We start from the raw sequence: 18672 nt of genomic DNA on the forward strand, positions 1-18672 counted from the left end.
ATCGCCAGTTTTGATGCTCATATTTTGCAAACCCGTTTCCAGTGGAAGTCGTCATCTTGTAAGCCAAAAAGGACAACCTGCACGCCGTCACGGTTACATAGCGATTCAGACTTTGGTCTTGCTGGCGACGTTGTGAAAGACATGGATAGGTCCCGGTTTGGTTGGCATATCCAGTGTCGCGGTTTCTCACATGCTTGCGAACCTTGTGTGTGTTGCATTCCTTTACATCTATTTGTGGATATAGCTATGAGTCCAATGAAAGCGTGCTGTGAATCCATTGCCCGATCAGGCTTTGGCATCCTGCAAATTCCTGATGCGATGTTGCAGGACTACAAAAAGATCATTGATGGCTATTCGGCCATTCCCCAGGCCATCAAGGATGAGTTTTCCTTTGCCCAGGACACGGATGGTTTTTTCCCTTTTGGCGCCGAGTACTCCCTCGCCGAGGATCACCCGGACCTGTGCGAGCGGTTTTGTTACTGGCCCGCGCACGCTTCAAAAAGAACCGCTTTCGAATTCACCCGAAGTACTTTCGTTGTCGCAGTCGGCAGTTTTGAACGACAGATGAGCGAGTTGGCCCAGGGAGTGATGGATGGCATTTGCGAGGAGTTTGGCGTTCAATCCTTGACCCCCTTTCGCTCTGCATCGTACATCCAGTTGTGTGTCTATGGTCCACAGGCCAAAGACAGTTCTCGTAAATATGCCCAGGACCCTCATGAAGACGGGCATATGCTTTCGTTTATCAAGCCTACCCGCGAAGGGCTGGTTTTGATGAAAGGACGATCATTGGAGCCGGTACGCCTTTTGGAGAACGAGGTCGCGGTGCTGGCGGGTTCATTGCTGACAGAACTCTCTGATCATGCCGTGCCTGCCGCCTACCATGCTGTACTTGCACCTAGCAAACCGGTTGCCAGAAGCTCATTGATCTACTTTGCAAACCCCAATCCGGATCAGTTGCTAACGACCTTTTACCGCCAGAAATCCATTGACCTGGGCAGTACTGTGAATGCTCGTCATACCGGTTTCGGTAATCAACCGATTCAACTGCGCTAAATAGTCCTGGAGGGCTCGAACAGTCCATGTTTCCTCACTTCAATGCCCTTTACATCGAAGGTTTGCTCTTGGGTATCGGACTGTTCGCCGCCCCTGGCCCGAAAGACACCTTGGTGATCCGCCAAGGTGTCGGTCGCGGGCCGATCTGGGGCGTTGTCGCTATTTGCGTATTGGCCGATATTTTCCTGATCGCTTTCGGGGTCACGGGTGTAGGTTCGTTGTTGGGAAGTCGGTCTGAGGTGATGGCGCTATTGCTGTTGTCCGGCGCGGCCTATCTGCTTTGGTTTGGTGGCCAGCGTCTGTTGGCTTGCATCCGGGATCAGTCCATGCCGGATGCTCAAGGTGGCAATTCGCAAAGAGGGCTATTACGCTCGGCGGTCATACTCGGCTTTGCCAACCCTTATGCATGGCTGGATACCGTGGTGCTGATTGGTTCTATCGGGGCCACGAAACCTGCGGGCCAACAGGCACTGTTCGCGACAGGCGCCATGACGGCATCACTCGTGTGGTTCGTGGTGTTGGCGCTGTGCTGTCAGCGGTTGACGGTATTGTTTCGCAAGCCAGCGGTCTGGCGTTGGCTGGATGCAGGGGTGGCGGTATTGATGGTGTACCTGGCCGTTACCCTGATTACCGATTCATTGCACATCTTTCAGATAGCCCTTTAGAACGGTCAGCGGGCAGATCAATTCATCAAGGCGAGAGATGTTTTTTACATCGGTGGATAGCCTTTGCAATTCACGCCCGAGCACGCTGTCCGTTCCGCCCAATGCAATCAACGCCTGGGTGATGCATTCATCGAGCTTCACTTGGATCTCGGCCAGGTTTCCCTGGCGCACCAACAACCCAAACACCTCGCGATCATAGCCCTCCATCACGGGATCATCGCGCAGCAACGGGCTGCCGTCGTCAGTCTCATGCACCAGCTTCAACGCAAACAACGCAACCGCTTCAAGCGTCAACTCCATGGTCCCGCTCCCTCCACTGCCACGCCTGGCACTTTTTTGCAGGCGAAAAAAAAGACCTTGAATTTCAAGGTCTTTCTTTAAGATGGTGCCCCGAGGGAGACTCGAACTCCCACTCCTTTCGAAAACGGATTTTGAATCCGCCGCGTCTACCAATTCCGCCATCAGGGCTCAATGGCGGCGAAGTATAGAGATGAGATTACCGTTGGTCAATCACGTTTCATGGTCTATTTTCACTATTTCCGCTAGACTTCCCGGCCCTGCTAGACGAACCCCATCATGCGCGTTGCTGACTTTACTTTTGAGCTCCCTGATTCGCTGATCGCTCGCCACCCTTTGGCCGAGCGTCGCGCCAGTCGACTGCTGACCCTGGACGGGGTCAGCGGTGCCCTCGCACACCGTCAATTCACTGATTTGCTTGAGCATTTGCGCCCAGGCGATCTGATGGTTTTCAACAATACCCGGGTGATTCCGGCGCGGCTGTTTGGCCAGAAAGCATCCGGCGGCAAGCTGGAAGTCCTGGTGGAGCGGGTGCTGGACAGCCACCGCGTGCTCGCCCATGTGCGCTCCAGCAAATCGCCCAAACCGGGGTCGAGCATCTTGATTGAGGGCGGTGGCGAAGCCGAGATGGTCGCGCGCCACGATGCCTTGTTCGAGCTCAAGTTTGCCGAAGAAGTGTTGCCGTTGTTGGAGCGCGTCGGCCATATGCCGTTGCCTCCTTATATAGACCGCCCCGATGAAGACGCGGACCGCGAGCGCTATCAGACCGTGTACTCACAGCGCCTCGGCGCCGTCGCCGCCCCGACTGCCGGGCTGCATTTCGACCAGCCATTGCTGGATGCGATTGCCGCCAAGGGCGTCGACACGGCCTATGTGACTCTGCACGTGGGGGCCGGTACGTTTCAGCCGGTGCGTGTGGATAACATCGAAGACCACCATATGCACAGCGAGTGGCTGGAAGTCAGCCAGGACGTGGTGGATGCGGTGGCGGCGTGCAAGGCGCGTGGCGGTCGAGTGGTTGCTGTGGGCACCACCAGTGTGCGTTCGCTGGAGAGTGCAGCGCGTGATGGCGTGCTCAAGCCGTTCAGTGGCGACACCGATATCTTCATTTTTCCAGGGCGACCCTTTCATGTGGTCGATTGCCTGGTCACCAACTTCCATTTGCCGGAATCCACGCTGTTGATGCTGGTGTCGGCATTTGCCGGTTACCCGGAAACCATGGCTGCCTACCAGGCCGCCATTGCTAACGAGTACCGTTTTTTCAGCTACGGTGATGCGATGTTTATCACCCGTAACCCGGCGCCGCGCGGCCCTGAGGACAACTTATGAGTCGTATGTCGTTTGAATTGCTCGCTACGGACGGCAAAGCCCGTCGCGGCCGCCTGACCTTCCCGCGCGGCACTGTGGAGACCCCGGCCTTCATGCCGGTCGGCACCTACGGCACCGTCAAAGGCATGTTGCCGCGCGACATCGTCGCCACCGGTGCCGAGATTATCCTCGGCAATACCTTCCACCTGTGGCTGCGCCCGGGCACGGAAGTGATCAAGAAGCATGGCGACCTGCATGACTTCATGAAGTGGCAAGGCCCGATCCTCACCGACTCCGGTGGTTTCCAGGTGTTCAGCCTGGGCGCCATGCGCAAGATCAAGGAAGAGGGCGTGACCTTCGCCTCGCCGGTCGACGGCGCCAAGGTGTTCATGGGTCCGGAAGAGTCGATGCAGGTACAGCGCGACCTGGGCTCGGACATCGTGATGATTTTCGACGAGTGCACACCGTACCCGGCCGATGAAGACGTGGCGCGTATCTCCATGGAGCTGTCGCTGCGTTGGGCCCAGCGTTCGAAGAACGCCCATGGCGATAACACGGCGGCGCTGTTCGGTATTGTCCAGGGCGGCATGCATGAAAGCCTGCGCAAACGCTCGCTGGAAGGCCTCGACAAGATCGGCTTCGACGGCCTGGCCATCGGCGGTTTGTCGGTGGGCGAGCCCAAGCACGAAATGATCAAGGTGCTCGATTACCTGCCAGGCCTGATGCCCGCAGACAAACCTCGTTACCTTATGGGCGTTGGCAAACCGGAAGATCTCGTAGAGGGTGTGCGCCGCGGTGTGGACATGTTCGATTGCGTGATGCCAACCCGTAATGCCCGCAACGGGCATCTGTTCATCGATACAGGCGTGCTGAAAATCCGTAACGCGTTCCATCGCCATGATGATTCGCCGCTGGATCCTACCTGTGACTGCTACACCTGCCAGAACTTCTCCCGTGCTTATCTGCACCATCTGGACAAGTGTGGGGAAATGCTGGGTAGCATGTTGAATACCATCCACAATTTGCGTCATTACCAAGTCCTGATGGCTGGTTTGCGCGAGGCTATTCAACAGGGTACATTGGCCGCCTTCGTCGATGCCTTCTATGCCAAGCGTGGCCTCCCTGTGCCGCCCTTGGACTGAGTTTTCCGACCCTAAGATTCACTATTTGCAACTGGAGTGCTAAATGAGCTTTTTTATCTCTAACGCTATGGCTGACGCCGCTGCGCCTGCTGCTGCCGGCCCTATGGGCGGTGGTTTCGAGTGGATTTTCCTGGTCGGCTTCCTGGTCATTTTCTACCTGATGATCTGGCGTCCACAGGCCAAGCGCGCCAAAGAGCAGAAAAACCTGCTGGGCAGCCTGCAAAAAGGCGACGAAGTCGTGACCACTGGCGGTATCGCCGGCAAGATCACCAAGGTTTCCGATGCTTTCGTGGTACTGGAAGTCTCCGACACCGTGGAAATGAAGTTCCAGAAGGGCGCCATCGCCGCCACGCTGCCTAAAGGCACGCTCAAAGCGATCTGAGTAACAACCTTTACCAATCGACGGGGCGCGCAAGGCGCCCCGCGTTATAAGCGGGCGGCGTGATGCTGAACAAATACCCTCTGTGGAAATACGTACTGATCCTGGCGGTGCTGGCGATCGGTTTTATTTATTCCGCTCCCAATCTCTATCCTGATGACCCGGCGATCCAGATCTCTGGCGCCAGCACTTCGCTGCAGGTCAATCAGGCTGATCTGGACCGTGCGAGCAAAGCGCTCAATGACGCGGGTATCCAGGTTAAAGCGGCAACCTTGGCGGCTGGTTCCAAAGGCGGCTTGTTGCGCCTGACCAAGCAAGAAGACCAATTGCCGGCCAAGGATGTCGTACGCAAGGCCATGGGTGACGACTACGTTGTCGCGCTCAACCTGGCCCAGACCACGCCACAATGGCTGCGCAGCATTGGCGCGCACCCGATGAAGCTGGGTCTGGACTTGTCCGGTGGTGTGCACTTCCTGCTGGAAGTCGACATGGACAAGGCCCTGGACGCACGTCTGAAAGTCTACGAAGGCGACGTGAAGAGCCTGCTGCGCAAAGAGAAGCTGCGTTATCGCAGCCTGCCGCAGCTCAACGGCGCTATCCAGCTGGGCTTTGCTGACGAAGCATCCCGCGAACAGGCCCGTGCGCTGATCCGCAAGAACTTCAATGACTTCGACATCGTGCCTGCCGACCTGAACGGCCAAGCGGTACTGCGTCTGGCGATGAGCCCGGCCAAGATCGCTGAAATCCGCGAATACTCCATCAAGCAGAACTTGACCACGGTCCGTAACCGCGTCAACGAGCTGGGTGTCGCCGAGCCGATCGTGCAGCGCCAGGGCGCCAACCGCATCGTGGTTGAGCTGCCAGGCGTACAAGACACCGCTGAAGCCAAGCGTATCCTCGGCAAGACCGCCAACCTGGAGTTCCGTCTCGCGGCAGACCCAGGCGCTACGCGTGCCACTTCCGAAGAATTCGAATTCCGCGAAGGCAACCGCCCTCCAGCGCTGATCGAGCGTGGCTTGATCATCACCGGTGACCAGGTGACCGACGCAAAGGCCGGGTTCGGCGAGCACGGCACGCCTGAAGTGAACATCCGTCTGGATGGCCACGGTGGTGAACTGATGAGCCGCGCCACGCGCAGCAACGTCGGTCGCAGCATGGCGGTGATCTTCATCGAGCAGCGCCCGGTGACCACCTACACCAAGCAGATGGTCAACGGCGTCGAGAAAGACGTGCCGGTGCAGACCTTCAAGGAAGAGAAGAAGATCATCAGCCTGGCGACCATCCAGTCGCCTCTGGGTGCTCAGTTCCGTATCACTGGCCTGAACGGCCAGGGCGAGTCTTCCGAGCTGGCGTTGCTGCTGCGTGCCGGTGGCCTGGCGGCACCGATGTACTTCGCTGAAGAACGTACCATCGGCCCGAGCCTGGGTGCCGACAACATCACCAAGGGTGTCGATGCGGCGCTGTGGGGCATGTTGTTCGTGTCGCTGTTCATCATCGCCATCTACCGCTTCTTTGGTGTGATCGCCACTGTCGCCCTCGCGGGCAACATGGTGATGCTGCTGGCCTTGATGTCGTTGCTGGGCGCCACACTGACCCTGCCAGGTATCGCCGGTATCGTACTCACCATGGGTATGGCGGTGGACGCCAACGTGCTGATCTTCTCGCGAATTCGTGAAGAGATCGCCGCCGGCATGACCGTGCAGCGTGCAATCAACGAAGGCTTCGGCCGGGCATTTACCGCGATCCTCGACTCCAACCTGACCACATTGCTGGTCGGCGGGATTCTCTTCGCCATGGGCACGGGCCCGGTGAAAGGCTTTGCGGTGACCATGTCCCTCGGGATCTTTACCTCGATGTTCACGGCCATCATGGTGACCCGCGCAATGGTCAACCTGATCTTTGGCGGGCGTGACTTCAAGAAGTTGTGGATTTAAGGGGCTGCCATGTTACGTACAATCAACTTCATGGGCGTTCGCAACGTTGCGTTCGGCGTCACCGTGCTCCTTACCGTTCTGGCGTTGTTCAGCTGGTTCCATAAGGGTCTGAACTACGGCCTGGACTTCACCGGCGGTACGCTCATCGAGCTGACCTACGAGAAGCCGGCCGACGTTACCCTGGTGCGCAGCGAGCTGGTCAAGGCCGGCTATCACGAAGCCGTTGTGCAGAGCTTCGGCGCCACCACCGATCTGCTGGTGCGCATGCCTGGCGAAGACCCGCAACTGGGTCACCAGGTAGCCGAGGCCTTGCAAAAGGTGGGTGGCGACAACCCGGCATCGGTCAAGCGCGTCGAGTTCGTCGGCCCGCAAGTGGGTGAAGAGCTGCGCGACCAGGGCGGCCTCGGCATGCTGATGGCGCTGGTCGGCATCATGATCTACCTGGCCTTCCGCTTTCAGTGGAAGTTCGGGGTTGGCGCCATTGTGTCGCTGATCCACGACGTGATCGTGACCGTGGGTATCCTGGCCTACTTCCAGATCACCTTCGACCTGACCGTGTTGGCGGCCGTGCTGGCGATCATTGGTTACTCGCTCAACGACACCATCGTGGTATTCGACCGGGTTCGTGAGAACTTCCGGGTGCTGCGCAAGGCGACGTTGATCGAGAACATCAACATCTCCACCACCCAGACCCTGCTGCGGACCATGGCGACGTCGATCTCCACCTTGCTGGCGATTGCTGCGCTGATGATCTTCGGTGGTGACAACCTGTGGGGCTTCTCCCTGGCGCTGTTTATCGGCGTTCTGGCGGGTACCTACTCGTCGATCTACATCGCGAACGTGGTGCTGATCTGGCTGAACCTCAACAGCGAAGACTTGATCCCTCCTGCCGCTACCGACAAGGAGGTCGACGACCGTCCTTGATGGGCGTTTGTTGATCCGCTGTTACAAGAAAGGCGCGAGTATTGAACTCGCGCCATTTTTTTTGCTCCAAGGCTGGGTATAGCGCGGATCTTTCGGTCCGCTTGTGATGGTCAGGAGGTTCATGTGAACAAGTCGTTGCTGGTTGGTGCGGTATTGGGTGCTGTCGGTGTGACTGCCGGAGGCGCTGTTGCCACCTACAGCCTGGTAAAAAGCGGCCCTGAGTATGCGCAAGTACTGGCGGTGCAGCCGGTTAAAACCCAGATCAAAACCCCGCGTGAGGTCTGCAAGGACGTCACTGTGACCCGGCAGCGTCCGGTGCAGGACCAACATCAAATCGCCGGTACCGTGGTGGGTGCCCTTGCGGGTGGCCTGCTGGGCAACCAGATTGGTGGCGGTAACGGTAAGAAGCTGGCCACCGTGGCCGGTGCGGTCGGTGGTGGCTACGCCGGTAACAAGGTTCAGGAAGGTATGCAGAACCGCGATACCTACACCACTACGCAAACTCGCTGTAACACCGTTAATGACATCAGTGACAAGGTGGTCGGTTATGACGTGCGTTACAACCTGGACGGCAAGGAAGGCACTGTACGCATGGAGCGCGACCCTGGCAGCCAGATCCCGGTCGATAAGGAAGGTCGTCTGATCCTCGGTCAGAACCAGCAGTAATCCCCAGGTCTGGTTTCGATCCAAGTGTGGGAGCTGGCTTGTCTGCGATAGCGGTGGGTCAGTAACTAATCAGTTGGCTGGCAGCCCGCCATCGCAGGCAAGCCAGCTCCCACATTGGATTGAGTCAGTTGGAATTGGTTTTTTGCTAAATCCCACGCATAAAAAAAGCACCCCGCGGGGTGCTTTTTTTGTGCTCGCTCGCTTAGCGCTTCAGCGAAGCCGGCAGGTGCGGCTGGATCGCCGTCAGTACTGCCTTGAAGCATTTGGTGTTGCCAGCCACGACGTGGCCTTTCTCCAGGAAGTCATGACCGCCGGTGAAGTCGCTCACCAGGCCGCCCGCTTCCTGAATCAGCAGGGCGCCTGCTGCCATGTCCCACTCGGACAGGCCCGACTCCCAGAACGCATCAAAGCGACCGGCGGCGACATACGCCAGGTCCAGGCTGGCTGCACCGGCACGGCGGATGCCGGCGGTCTGGCCAACCAGGGCGCGGAACATGCCCAGGTAGTTCTCCAGGTTGTCCATCTGGTCGTCACGGAACGGGAAGCCGGTACCCAGCAGGGCGCCTTCCAGGCTGGTGCGGCCGCTGACACGCAGGCGGCGGCCGTTCAGTTGGGCGCCACGGCCACGGCTGGCGGTGAATTCTTCCTGGCGAACCGGGTCCAGCACAACGGCGTGTTCCAGGCGGCCACGGTATTTGCAGGCGATGCTCACGGCAAAATGCGGGATGCCGCGCAGGAAGTTGGTGGTGCCATCCAGTGGGTCGATGATCCACAGGTAGTCTTCGCCTTCGCCACTGCCTTTGTGCAGGCCGGTTTCTTCACCGAGGATGCCGTGGCTAGGGTAGGCCTTGCGCAGGGCGTCGATGATTTTCTGTTCGGCGGCGCGATCCACCTCGGATACATAATCCTTGGCGTCTTTTTCGTCGACCTTGATGGTATCCAGGCGCTCGATGGAGCGGAAGATCAATTCACTGGCGCTGCGGGCGGCGCGCAGCGCGATATTCAGCATGGGCTGCATGGATAGGTCACCTAAGGTTGTTAAAGAAAGCCGAGCATTCTAGCAGAAACTTTCCTCAGGTGAAGGACGACGTTCGCTTTCATGGCATAACCTTAGGCGGTTCTGTAAGATTTGCTCCCCTTTCCTGTGTCCGCGAGCGCCTCCCTTGCTGCAAAACATTCGTGTCGTCTTGGTCAATACCAGTCATCCCGGCAACATCGGCGGGGTGGCGCGAGCCATGAAAAACATGGGGCTGACGCGCCTGGTGCTGGTCGAACCGCGGGTATTCCCGCACCACGAGGCTGATGCCCGTGCGTCCGGCGCCAATGACTTGCTTGAAAATGCCCAAGTGGTCGCCACCTTGGAGGATGCCTTGGTCGGCTGCAATCTGGTGCTCGGCACCAGCGCCCGTGATCGTCGTATCCCTTGGCCGCTGCTGGATCCGCGTGAATGCGGCACCAAAGTGGTGGAAGAGGCTGCTGGCGGTGCTGAAATCGCCTTGGTATTCGGCCGTGAAGACTCCGGCCTGACCAACGAAGAGCTACAGCGATGTCATTACCACGTGCATATTCCCTCAGACCCTGAGTTCAGCTCGCTGAACCTCGGGGCTGCGGTGCAGGTGCTGACTTATGAAGTGCGCATGGCCTGGCTGGCCGCTGCTGGCCAGCCGAGCAAAATGGAAAAGGACGAGGTTGCATCGACCAAAAGTGGCGAGTTGGCCACCATGGACGAGCTGGAGCGGTTCTATGAGCACCTGGAGCAAACCCTGGTCGCCATCGAATTTCTCGACCCTGAAAAGCCACGTCACTTGATGGCGCGCCTGCGTCGTTTGTACGGCCGCAGCTCGGTGAGCCGGGCTGAAATGAACATATTGCGTGGCATCCTCACGGAAACCCAGAAAGCGGCCCGTGGTGAGCTTCTTGAGCGGAAGGATTAAAAATGTTCGAGCGTTTGCGAGAAGATATCCAAAGTGTTTTCCACCGTGACCCGGCGGCGCGCAACGCCTTTGAAGTGCTGACCTGCTACCCGGGCATGCACGCGATCTGGATCCATCGCTTGTCCGGCGCCCTGTGGGGCATGGGCTGGAAGTGGCTGGCGCGGCTGGTATCGAACTTTGGGCGTTGGTTGACCGGTATCGAGATCCACCCGGGTGCCAAGGTGGGTCGTCGGTTCTTTATCGACCACGGCATGGGTATCGTGATTGGCGAGACGGCCGAGATCGGCGATGACGTCACCCTCTATCAGGGCGTGACCCTGGGCGGCACCACCTGGAATAAGGGTAAGCGCCACCCAACGCTGGGCGATGGAGTGGTAGTAGGGGCGGGCGCCAAGGTGCTCGGGCCGTTTACCGTGGGTGCCGGCGCCAAGGTTGGCTCCAACGCGGTAGTGACCAAGGCTGTGCCGCCGGGTGCCACGGTTGTGGGTATTCCAGGCCGCATCATCGTCAAGCCGCAAGTCGGTGATGAGCAAGAGGCCAAGCGCAAGGCGATGGCCGAGAAGATTGGTTTCGATGCCTATGGCGTCAGTGAAGATATGCCCGACCCGGTGGCTCGTGCGATTGGTCAATTGCTTGATCATCTGCAAGCAGTGGACGGCAAGCTGGAGGGTATGTGCGGGGCGCTGAAGGAGTTGGGCAGCCCGTACTGTGCCAAAGACTTGCCTGAACTGCGTGAAGAAGATTTTGCTGAAATCAAGGACGAAGCCGCTACCACCAAGGCAGGCTGAACGCGGTCTCTTGTGGGAGCTGGCTTGCCTGCGATAGCTGTCTATCAGCTTGCTTATAGATTGCTGGTCCACCGCAATCGCAGGCAAGCCAGCTCCCACATTTGATCTCCATTGGCCCGGTGGCCTTGCAGCAGGCTTGGTTACGCTGTTCGATCCCACCCCATCCTGCTATGATTCGCGCGCCCTTTTACGGGTAATCCTGACTAAAGTACTAGGTCTTATAGTTGACTTAAATACTCGGGAATCGCATACTTGCTCCCATTCTGAAACACCTTGGTACTTGTCCATGAGACTGACTACAAAAGGCCGATACGCGGTGACCGCCATGCTCGACTTGGCCTTGCACGCGCAAACTGGGCCGGTGTCCCTGGCCGATATCTCCGAGCGCCAAGGCATTTCCCTGTCCTATCTCGAGCAGTTGTTCGCCAAATTGCGCCGTAGCAATCTGGTTTCCAGCGTTCGCGGTCCGGGTGGCGGCTATCAGTTGTCCCGCGACATGCAGGGCATTCAGGTGGCCCAGGTGATCGACGCGGTCAACGAATCCGTCGATGCCACCAAATGCCAGGGTTTGGGTGACTGCCATGCCGGCGACACCTGCCTGACGCACCACTTGTGGTGTGACTTGAGCCTGCAGATCCATGAGTTTTTGAGTGGTATCAGCTTGGCTGATCTTGTGACTCGCCGTGAGGTGCAAGAAGTAGCCCAGCGTCAGGACCAGCGCCGTTGCAACACCAAGGCGCCGCGTCTGGACAAGATCGAAGCGTCCGCCGTCGAGTGACAGCCGAAGAGCTAACGGCACGCCAGCCAGCCTGATTTAGGAGAAAGTCCATGAAATTGCCGATTTACCTTGATTACTCAGCGACCACCCCGGTTGATCCGCGTGTCGCGCAAAAAATGAGCGAATGCCTGCTGGTCGACGGAAACTTCGGCAACCCGGCCTCCCGTTCCCACGTATTCGGCTGGAAAGCCGAGGAAGCGGTCGAGAACGCTCGTCGCCAGGTCGCTGACCTGGTCAATGCCGACCCGCGCGAAATCGTCTGGACCTCCGGTGCCACCGAGTCCGACAACCTGGCTATCAAGGGCGCGGCGCATTTCTACGCGACCAAAGGCAAACACCTGATCACCACCAAGATTGAGCACAAGGCTGTCCTGGACACCATGCGCCAACTGGAGCGTGAAGGTTTCGAGGTCACCTACCTTGAGCCAACCACCGACGGTATCGTCACCCCTGCCATGATCGAAGCTGCGATGCGTGAAGACACCATCCTGGTTTCGGTGATCCACGTGAACAACGAAATTGGCACGATCAACGACATCGCCGCCATCGGCGAGCTGACCCGCTCCAAGGGTGTGTTGCTGCACGTCGACGCTGCTCAGTCCACCGGCAAGGTCGATATCGACCTGTCCAAGCTGAAAGTCGACCTGATGTCGTTCTCTGCCCACAAGACTTACGGCCCTAAAGGCATCGGCGCGCTGTACGTGAGCCGCAAGCCTCGCGTGCGCATCGAAGCCACCATGCACGGCGGCGGTCACGAGCGCGGCATGCGTTCGGGCACCCTGGCGACCCACCAGATCGTCGGCATGGGCGAAGCTTTCCGTGTAGCCAAGGAAGACATGGCTGCCGAAAACGTGCGCATCAAGGCCCTGAGCGATCGCTTCTACAAGCAGGTCGAAAACCTTGAAGAGCTGTACATCAACGGCAGCATGACCGCTCGTGTACCGCACAACCTGAATTTGAGCTTCAACTACGTTGAAGGCGAGTCGCTGATCATGGCGCTCAAGGACCTGGCGGTTTCGTCAGGTTCGGCCTGCACCTCGGCGTCCCTTGAGCCTTCGTACGTGCTGCGAGCCCTGGGCCGCAACGACGAACTGGCCCACAGCTCTATCCGCTTTACGTTCGGCCGCTTCACCACTGAAGAGCAAGTCGACTACGCCGCGCAGAAGGTCTGCGAAGCCGTCAACAAGCTGCGCGTTCTGTCGCCACTGTGGGACATGTACAAAGACGGTGTCGATATTTCCAAGATCGAGTGGGCGGCACACTAACTATAGAAGCCGCCACCCAAGCTCTGTAGGAACGTGGCGGAAAACGCAGGCGTTTCTACAGGGTTCCAGAGCGGCCCTGATGAGTGAGGATTCAGTACCATGGCTTACAGCGAAAAGGTCATCGACCACTACGAAAACCCGCGCAACGTCGGCAAGATGAACGCGGAAGATCCAGATGTCGGCACCGGCATGGTCGGCGCCCCGGCGTGCGGCGATGTAATGCGCCTGCAGATCAAGGTCAATGATGCTGGCGTTATCGAAGACGCCAAATTCAAGACTTACGGCTGCGGTTCGGCTATCGCCTCCAGCTCCCTGGCGACCGAATGGATGAAAGGCAAGACCCTGGATGAGGCTGTCACCATCAGCAACACCCAGCTGGCCGAAGAACTGGCGTTGCCGCCAGTGAAAATCCACTGCTCCGTACTCGCTGAAGATGCCATCAAGGCAGCCGTTCGCGACTACAAGCAGAAGAAAGGCTTGATCTAAGCATTTGGCGACGAGTAAGGAGTCAACGATGGCTATCAGCATGACAGAAGCGGCTGCGCAGCACATTCGCCGCTCCCTGAATGGGCGCGGTAAAGGTGAGGGGATTCGTCTGGGTGTACGCACCACGGGCTGTTCCGGCCTTGCCTACGTGCTGGAGTTTGTCGACGAGGTGGTTGAAGAGGATCAGGTGTTCGAAAGTCACGGCGAGAAAGTGATCATCGACCCCAAGAGCCTGACCTACCTGGACGGCACCGAACTCGATTTCGTCAAGGAAGGGTTGAACGAAGGCTTCAAGTTCAACAACCCTAACGTGCGCGGTGAATGTGGCTGCGGCGAAAGCTTCAACATCTGAGGCTACTCGTGGGTACTCCTTGTCATTTCGCTTTATTCGAGCTGCAGCCGAGCTTTCGGCTGGACCTTGAGCAGCTCGCCACGCGCTACCGTGAATTGGCGCGTGGGGTGCATCCGGACCGCTTCGCTGACGCTTCCGAGCGTGAGCAGCGCTTGGCCCTTGAGCAATCGGCCAGCCTCAACGAAGCCTATCAGACGCTCAAAAGCCCCGCGAAACGCGCGCGTTACCTGCTCGCGCTGAACGGTGGCGAGTTGCCGTTGGAGGTTACGGTTCACGATCCGGACTTCCTCATGCAGCAGATGCAGTGGCGCGAAGAGCTCGAAGACTTGCAGGACGAAGCCGATATAGCCGGTGTTGCGGTCTTCAAGCGTCGTCTGAAAACCGCCCAGGATGAGCTCAACGAAAGCTTCGCAGCCTGTTGGGATGATGCGGCGCAACGCGAACAGGCCGAACGCCTGATGCGGCGCATGCAGTTTCTCGACAAGCTCACCTACGAAGTGCGCCAGCTAGAAGAGCGCCTCGACGATTAACCCAGTGCTGCCCGTGATGCACGCCTGATAGACAGATAAGACCTGATTACCATGGCTCTACTGCAAATCGCCGAACCCGGCCAAAGCCCTCAACCGCACCAGCGTCGCCTGGCGGTCGGGATTGACCTGGGCACCACCAATTCCCTGGTTGCTGCCTTGCGCAGCGGCCTGTCCGAGCCACTGCCTGACGCTGATGGGCAGGTGATCCTGCCGTCCGCCGTGCGTTATCACGCCGACCGCACTGAAGTGGGCGAATCGGCCAAGCTCGCCGCGTCCGCAGACCCCCTGAACACGGTGTTGTCGGTCAAGCGCTTGATGGGTCGTGGGTTGTCCGACGTCAAGCAATTGGGTGACCAACTGCCGTACCGCTTTGTCGGCGGCGAGTCCCATATGCCGTTCATCGACACTGTCCAAGGGCCCAAGAGCCCGGTGGAAGTGTCGGCCGATATCCTCAAGGTGCTGCGCCAGCGTGCGGAAAACACCTTGGGTGGTGAGCTGGTAGGGGCGGTTATCACCGTTCCGGCGTATTTCGATGACGCCCAGCGTCAAGCCACCAAGGACGCGGCGAAACTTGCCGGCCTGAACGTGCTGCGCTTGCTCAACGAGCCGACCGCGGCGGCTGTGGCCTACGGCCTCGATCAGCACGCTGAAGGCCTGGTCGCTATTTATGATCTGGGCGGCGGCACCTTCGATATTTCGATCTTGCGCCTGACCGGCGGTGTGTTTGAAGTGCTCGCGACCGGCGGCGACAGCGCTTTGGGTGGCGATGATTTCGATCACGCCATTGCTGGCTGGATCATTAGCAGTGCCGGCTTGTCGGCCGACCTGGACCCAGGCGCGCAGCGCAACCTGCTGCAAACTGCCTGTGCGGCCAAAGAGGCGCTGACTGACGCTGCTTCTGTTGATGTTTGCTACGGTAACTGGTCGGCGCCACTGACTCGCGAAGCCTTTGATGCGCTGATCGAGCCGATGGTCGCCCGCAGCCTCAAAGCCTGCCGTCGTGCTGTGCGTGATTCCGGTATCGAGTTGGAAGACGTTGGCGCAGTGGTCATGGTAGGTGGTTCCACCCGCGTGCCGCGCGTGCGTGAAGCGGTAGCCGAAGCCTTTGGGCGCCAACCATTGACCGAAATCGACCCGGATCAAGTCGTCGCCATCGGCGCTGCCATCCAGGCCGATACCCTGGCTGGTAACAAGCGAGACGGCGGCGAACTGCTGTTGCTCGACGTGATCCCGTTGTCCCTGGGCCTTGAAACCATGGGCGGCCTGATGGAGAAGGTGATTCCGCGTAATACCACCATCCCCGTTGCTCGCGCCCAGGATTTCACTACCTACAAAGACGGCCAGACGGCCATGATGATTCATGTGCTGCAAGGTGAGCGCGAGCTGATCAGCGACTGCCGCTCCCTGGCGCGCTTTGAATTGCGTGGCATCCCGGCCATGGTGGCGGGCGCGGCGAAGATTCGCGTGACCTTTCAGGTCGATGCCGATGGCTTGCTCAACGTGGCCGCCCGCGAACTGGGTTCGGGCGTTGAAGCCAGCATCCAGGTCAAGCCGTCCTACGGCCTCACCGATGGCGAAATCGCCAAGATGCTCAAGGATTCGTTCCAGTATGCCGGTGACGACAAGGTCGCCCGCGTATTGCGCGAGCAGCAAGTGGATGCTCAGCGCCTGCTTGAAGCGGTGCAGGGTGCCCTTGAAGCCGACGGCGAGCGCCTGCTGGATGCCGAAGAACGCATGGTCATCGACCTGCAAATGCAGGAACTGGCCGAACTGATGAAAGGCAACGATGGCTACGCCATCGAGCAACAGACCAAGCGCCTGTCGCAAGTGACTGATGCCTTTGCTGCCCGCCGCATGGATCAGACGGTTAAAGCCGCGCTGGCGGGCCGCAACCTGAATGAAATTGAGGAATAACTGATGCCGCAGGTCACTTTTCTACCGCACGCCGAACATTGCCCTGAGGGCATGGTCGTGGAGGCTGAGACCGGCAAGTCCCTGCTCGACGTCGCCCATGACAATCATATCGAGATCGAAAGTGCCTGTGGCGGCGTCAATGCCTGCACCACCTGTCACTGCATCATTCGTAAAGGTTTCGACAGCCTCAATGAGGCTGATGACCTGGAAGAAGACTATCTTGATAGGGCGTGGGGGCTGGAACCGACGTCGCGCCTGAGTTGCCAGGCGAAAGTGGGGACTGAAGACCTCACCGTCGAAATTCCGAAATATTCGCTTAACCATGCGGCTGAAGCGCCGCATTGATTCAAGGAAGTGTCATGAGTCTTAAATGGGTTGATGTGCAAGAGATCGCTATCCTGTTGGCCGATGGCAACCCGGATCTGGATCCTTACTCCCTGAACTTTGTAGCTTTGCGTGACATGGTCATGGCATTGCCCGGGTTCGAAGATGAGCGTGATCGCGTCGGCGAAAAGGTTCTGGAAGCTATTCAGACTGCCTGGAAAGAAGAACAGGACTGACGCCTCCTTTACGCAGTTAGGCAATACCCAATAACCCGCGTATAATTCGCGGGTTTAATTTTTCGTAAATTACCGTTTCTGGAGTTACATCATGGCTGTTCAACGTACTTTCTCCATCATCAAGCCTGACGCTGTTGCAAAAAACGTCATCGGCGAGATCACCACTCGTTTCGAAAAAGCCGGCCTGAAGGTTGTAGCTTCGAAACTCAAGCAACTGTCCAAGGCTGAAGCTGAAGGCTTCTACGCTGAGCACAGCGCTCGTGGCTTCTTCGGCGACCTGGTTGCCTTCATGATCTCCGGTCCTGTTGTTGTTCAGGTTCTGGAAGGCGAAAACGCTATCGCTCTGAACCGTGAGCTGATGGGCGCTACCAACCCTAAAGAAGCGGCTGCTGGCACCATCCGTGCTGACTTCGCTGAATCCATCGACGCCAACGCTGTTCACGGCTCGGACTCCGAAGCTGCTGCTGCTCGCGAAATCTCGTACTTTTTCGCTGCTACTGAAGTAACCGCTCGCTAAGCATCGGCTTAAAGAGTGAGGGTGAATCCATGACTACATCGACTGTTAAAACCAACCTGCTGGGTCTGACTCAGCCGGAAATGGAGAAATTCTTCGACTCAATCGGGGAGAAGCGTTTCCGTGCCGGTCAGGTAATGAAGTGGATTCACCACTTTGGCGTCGACGATTTCGACGCCATGACGAACGTCAGCAAGGCCCTGCGCGACAAGCTCAAGGCCATTGCCGAGGTGCGTGGTCCCGAAGTGGTCAGCGAGGACATTTCCAGCGACGGTACCCGTAAGTGGGTCGTGCGCGTGGCGTCCGGTAGCTGTGTCGAGACCGTGTACATTCCCCAGGGCAAACGTGGCACTTTGTGCGTTTCGTCCCAGGCAGGCTGTGCCCTGGACTGCAGTTTCTGCTCCACCGGCAAGCAAGGCTTCAATAGCAACCTCACCGCCGCCGAAGTCATCGGCCAGGTGTGGATTGCCAATAAATCCTTTGGCAGCGTCCCGGCGACCGTCGACCGTGCCATCACCAACGTGGTGATGATGGGCATGGGTGAGCCGCTGCTGAACTTCGACAACGTGATTGCGGCCATGCACCTGATGATGGACGACCTGGGCTACGGCATCTCCAAGCGCCGTGTGACCCTGTCGACCTCCGGCGTGGTACCGATGATCGATGAGCTGGCCAAGCACATCGACGTCTCCCTCGCGTTGTCGCTGCACGCACCTAATGACGCATTGCGTAACCAATTGGTGCCGATCAACAAGAAATATCCGCTTAAGATGCTGCTCGAGTCGTGCCAGCGTTATATGGCGACCCTGGGTGAGAAGCGTGTGCTGACCATTGAGTACACCATGCTCAAGGACGTCAACGACAAGTTGGAGCACGCGGTCGAGATGATCGAATTGCTCAAGGACACCCCGTGCAAGATCAACTTGATCCCGTTCAACCCGTTTCCTCATTCTGGCTACGAGCGGCCGAGCAACAACGCCATCCGTCGTTTCCAGGATCAACTGCACCAGGCCGGCTATAACGTCACTGTGCGAACCACTCGTGGTGAAGACATCGATGCCGCGTGTGGCCAATTGGTAGGGCAGGTGATGGACCGCACCCGCCGCAGTGAACGTTATATCGCCGTGCGCGAACTTAACGCCGCTGAAGATTTGCCGCAAATCGCTGTGAATCGAATCTGAGA

The 18672-nt window shown here is 58.3% G+C and carries 22 protein-coding genes and 1 tRNA gene; 20 read left to right on the forward strand and 3 right to left on the reverse strand.

The genetic code is table 11. From position 1 onward, the window contains the following. Together GIV35_RS07420 and GIV35_RS07425 are read left to right on the forward strand one after the other, a co-directional pair. Nucleotides 1-1053: 2OG-Fe(II) oxygenase family protein (locus GIV35_RS07420; RefSeq protein WP_236264664.1), on the forward strand; the 1053-nt coding region annotated here is incomplete at its 5' end. Between the two features lie 26 nt (nt 1054-1079). Continuing rightward, nucleotides 1080-1718, forward strand: a complete 639-nt coding sequence (locus GIV35_RS07425) for a LysE/ArgO family amino acid transporter (protein ID WP_223023362.1) — start codon at nt 1080-1082, stop codon at nt 1716-1718. Here the strand turns inward: GIV35_RS07425 and GIV35_RS07430 are convergent. Together GIV35_RS07430 and GIV35_RS07435 are read right to left on the reverse strand one after the other, a co-directional pair. Further along, nucleotides 1689-2018: a hypothetical protein gene (locus GIV35_RS07430; protein ID WP_096143345.1), complete on the reverse strand. Its 330-nt coding sequence runs from the start codon at nt 2016-2018 to the stop codon at nt 1689-1691. The genes GIV35_RS07425 and GIV35_RS07430 overlap by 30 nt on opposite strands. A gap of 83 nt (nt 2019-2101) precedes the next feature. Then, nucleotides 2102-2186, reverse strand: a tRNA-Leu gene (locus GIV35_RS07435). Between the two features lie 108 nt (nt 2187-2294). Between GIV35_RS07435 and queA the strand changes: the two genes are divergently transcribed. The 6 genes from queA to GIV35_RS07465 all read left to right on the forward strand — a co-directional run bounded on the left by queA (nt 2295) and on the right by GIV35_RS07465 (nt 8368). Beyond that, nucleotides 2295-3344: a tRNA preQ1(34) S-adenosylmethionine ribosyltransferase-isomerase QueA gene (queA, locus tag GIV35_RS07440; RefSeq protein WP_236264665.1), complete on the forward strand. Its 1050-nt coding sequence runs from the start codon at nt 2295-2297 to the stop codon at nt 3342-3344. Between the two features lie 5 nt (nt 3345-3349). Further along, nucleotides 3350-4465, forward strand: a complete 1116-nt coding sequence (tgt, locus tag GIV35_RS07445; protein ID WP_032803964.1) for a tRNA guanosine(34) transglycosylase Tgt — start codon at nt 3350-3352, stop codon at nt 4463-4465. Nucleotides 4466-4508: 43 nt separating this feature from the next. Continuing rightward, nucleotides 4509-4847, forward strand: coding sequence for a preprotein translocase subunit YajC (yajC, locus tag GIV35_RS07450; RefSeq protein WP_003175975.1), 339 nt, complete (start codon nt 4509-4511; stop codon nt 4845-4847). Between the two features lie 62 nt (nt 4848-4909). Beyond that, a complete protein-coding gene (gene secD, locus GIV35_RS07455) occupies nt 4910-6778 on the forward strand; it encodes a protein translocase subunit SecD (protein WP_003194025.1) in 1869 nt (622 codons plus the stop codon). Nucleotides 6779-6787: 9 nt separating this feature from the next. Next, a complete protein-coding gene (gene secF, locus GIV35_RS07460; protein ID WP_223023361.1) occupies nt 6788-7702 on the forward strand; it encodes a protein translocase subunit SecF in 915 nt (304 codons plus the stop codon). A 123-nt stretch (nt 7703-7825) separates the two neighbouring features. Next, entirely contained in the window at nt 7826-8368 is a 543-nt protein-coding gene (locus tag GIV35_RS07465) for a glycine zipper 2TM domain-containing protein (protein WP_003194023.1), read from the forward strand. A gap of 202 nt (nt 8369-8570) precedes the next feature. On the opposite strand, the gene suhB is transcribed toward GIV35_RS07465, so the two are convergent. Continuing rightward, the gene (gene suhB / locus GIV35_RS07470; protein ID WP_223023360.1) at nt 8571-9386 is read right to left on the reverse strand and encodes a type III secretion system regulator SuhB; all 816 of its coding nucleotides are present in this window, start codon (nt 9384-9386) and stop codon (nt 8571-8573) included. Nucleotides 9387-9531: 145 nt separating this feature from the next. Between suhB and trmJ the strand changes: the two genes are divergently transcribed. From trmJ to rlmN, 12 genes are all read left to right on the forward strand, one after another. Then, the gene (gene trmJ / locus GIV35_RS07475; protein WP_213154193.1) at nt 9532-10302 is read left to right on the forward strand and encodes a tRNA (cytosine(32)/uridine(32)-2'-O)-methyltransferase TrmJ; all 771 of its coding nucleotides are present in this window, start codon (nt 9532-9534) and stop codon (nt 10300-10302) included. A 2-nt stretch (nt 10303-10304) separates the two neighbouring features. Then, nucleotides 10305-11090, forward strand: coding sequence for a serine O-acetyltransferase (cysE, locus tag GIV35_RS07480; protein WP_034128028.1), 786 nt, complete (start codon nt 10305-10307; stop codon nt 11088-11090). A gap of 286 nt (nt 11091-11376) precedes the next feature. Further along, nucleotides 11377-11868, forward strand: a complete 492-nt coding sequence (gene iscR / locus GIV35_RS07485) for a Fe-S cluster assembly transcriptional regulator IscR (RefSeq protein ID WP_003194020.1) — start codon at nt 11377-11379, stop codon at nt 11866-11868. A 50-nt stretch (nt 11869-11918) separates the two neighbouring features. Continuing rightward, on the forward strand, nt 11919-13133 hold the full coding sequence (locus tag GIV35_RS07490) for an IscS subfamily cysteine desulfurase (protein WP_003194019.1): 1215 nt from the start codon (nt 11919-11921) through the stop codon (nt 13131-13133). A 99-nt stretch (nt 13134-13232) separates the two neighbouring features. Next, nucleotides 13233-13619: a Fe-S cluster assembly scaffold IscU gene (gene iscU / locus GIV35_RS07495; protein WP_003175965.1), complete on the forward strand. Its 387-nt coding sequence runs from the start codon at nt 13233-13235 to the stop codon at nt 13617-13619. 28 nt (nt 13620-13647) lie between these two features. Beyond that, entirely contained in the window at nt 13648-13971 is a 324-nt protein-coding gene (gene iscA, locus GIV35_RS07500) for an iron-sulfur cluster assembly protein IscA (protein WP_003209680.1), read from the forward strand. An 8-nt stretch (nt 13972-13979) separates the two neighbouring features. Next, nucleotides 13980-14501: a co-chaperone HscB gene (hscB, locus tag GIV35_RS07505; protein ID WP_034128027.1), complete on the forward strand. Its 522-nt coding sequence runs from the start codon at nt 13980-13982 to the stop codon at nt 14499-14501. A 51-nt stretch (nt 14502-14552) separates the two neighbouring features. Next, nucleotides 14553-16415: a Fe-S protein assembly chaperone HscA gene (hscA, locus tag GIV35_RS07510; protein ID WP_236264667.1), complete on the forward strand. Its 1863-nt coding sequence runs from the start codon at nt 14553-14555 to the stop codon at nt 16413-16415. A 3-nt stretch (nt 16416-16418) separates the two neighbouring features. After that, the gene (fdx, locus tag GIV35_RS07515; RefSeq protein WP_032895388.1) at nt 16419-16760 is read left to right on the forward strand and encodes an ISC system 2Fe-2S type ferredoxin; all 342 of its coding nucleotides are present in this window, start codon (nt 16419-16421) and stop codon (nt 16758-16760) included. 14 nt (nt 16761-16774) lie between these two features. Then, nucleotides 16775-16975 carry a Fe-S cluster assembly protein IscX gene (iscX, locus tag GIV35_RS07520; protein WP_236264668.1) on the forward strand — a complete coding sequence of 67 codons (201 nt, stop codon included), beginning with the start codon at nt 16775-16777 and terminating at the stop codon, nt 16973-16975. Nucleotides 16976-17066: 91 nt separating this feature from the next. Beyond that, nucleotides 17067-17492 carry a nucleoside-diphosphate kinase gene (ndk, locus tag GIV35_RS07525; RefSeq protein WP_003175956.1) on the forward strand — a complete coding sequence of 142 codons (426 nt, stop codon included), beginning with the start codon at nt 17067-17069 and terminating at the stop codon, nt 17490-17492. A gap of 29 nt (nt 17493-17521) precedes the next feature. After that, nucleotides 17522-18670: a 23S rRNA (adenine(2503)-C(2))-methyltransferase RlmN gene (gene rlmN, locus GIV35_RS07530; RefSeq protein ID WP_003194014.1), complete on the forward strand. Its 1149-nt coding sequence runs from the start codon at nt 17522-17524 to the stop codon at nt 18668-18670. Nucleotides 18671-18672: the final 2 nt, after the last annotated feature.

Origin of the sequence: Pseudomonas sp. PA-1-6B, from assembly GCF_021609545.1 — a bacterium.
Lineage (GTDB): Bacteria > Pseudomonadota > Gammaproteobacteria > Pseudomonadales > Pseudomonadaceae > Aquipseudomonas > Aquipseudomonas fluorescens_BV.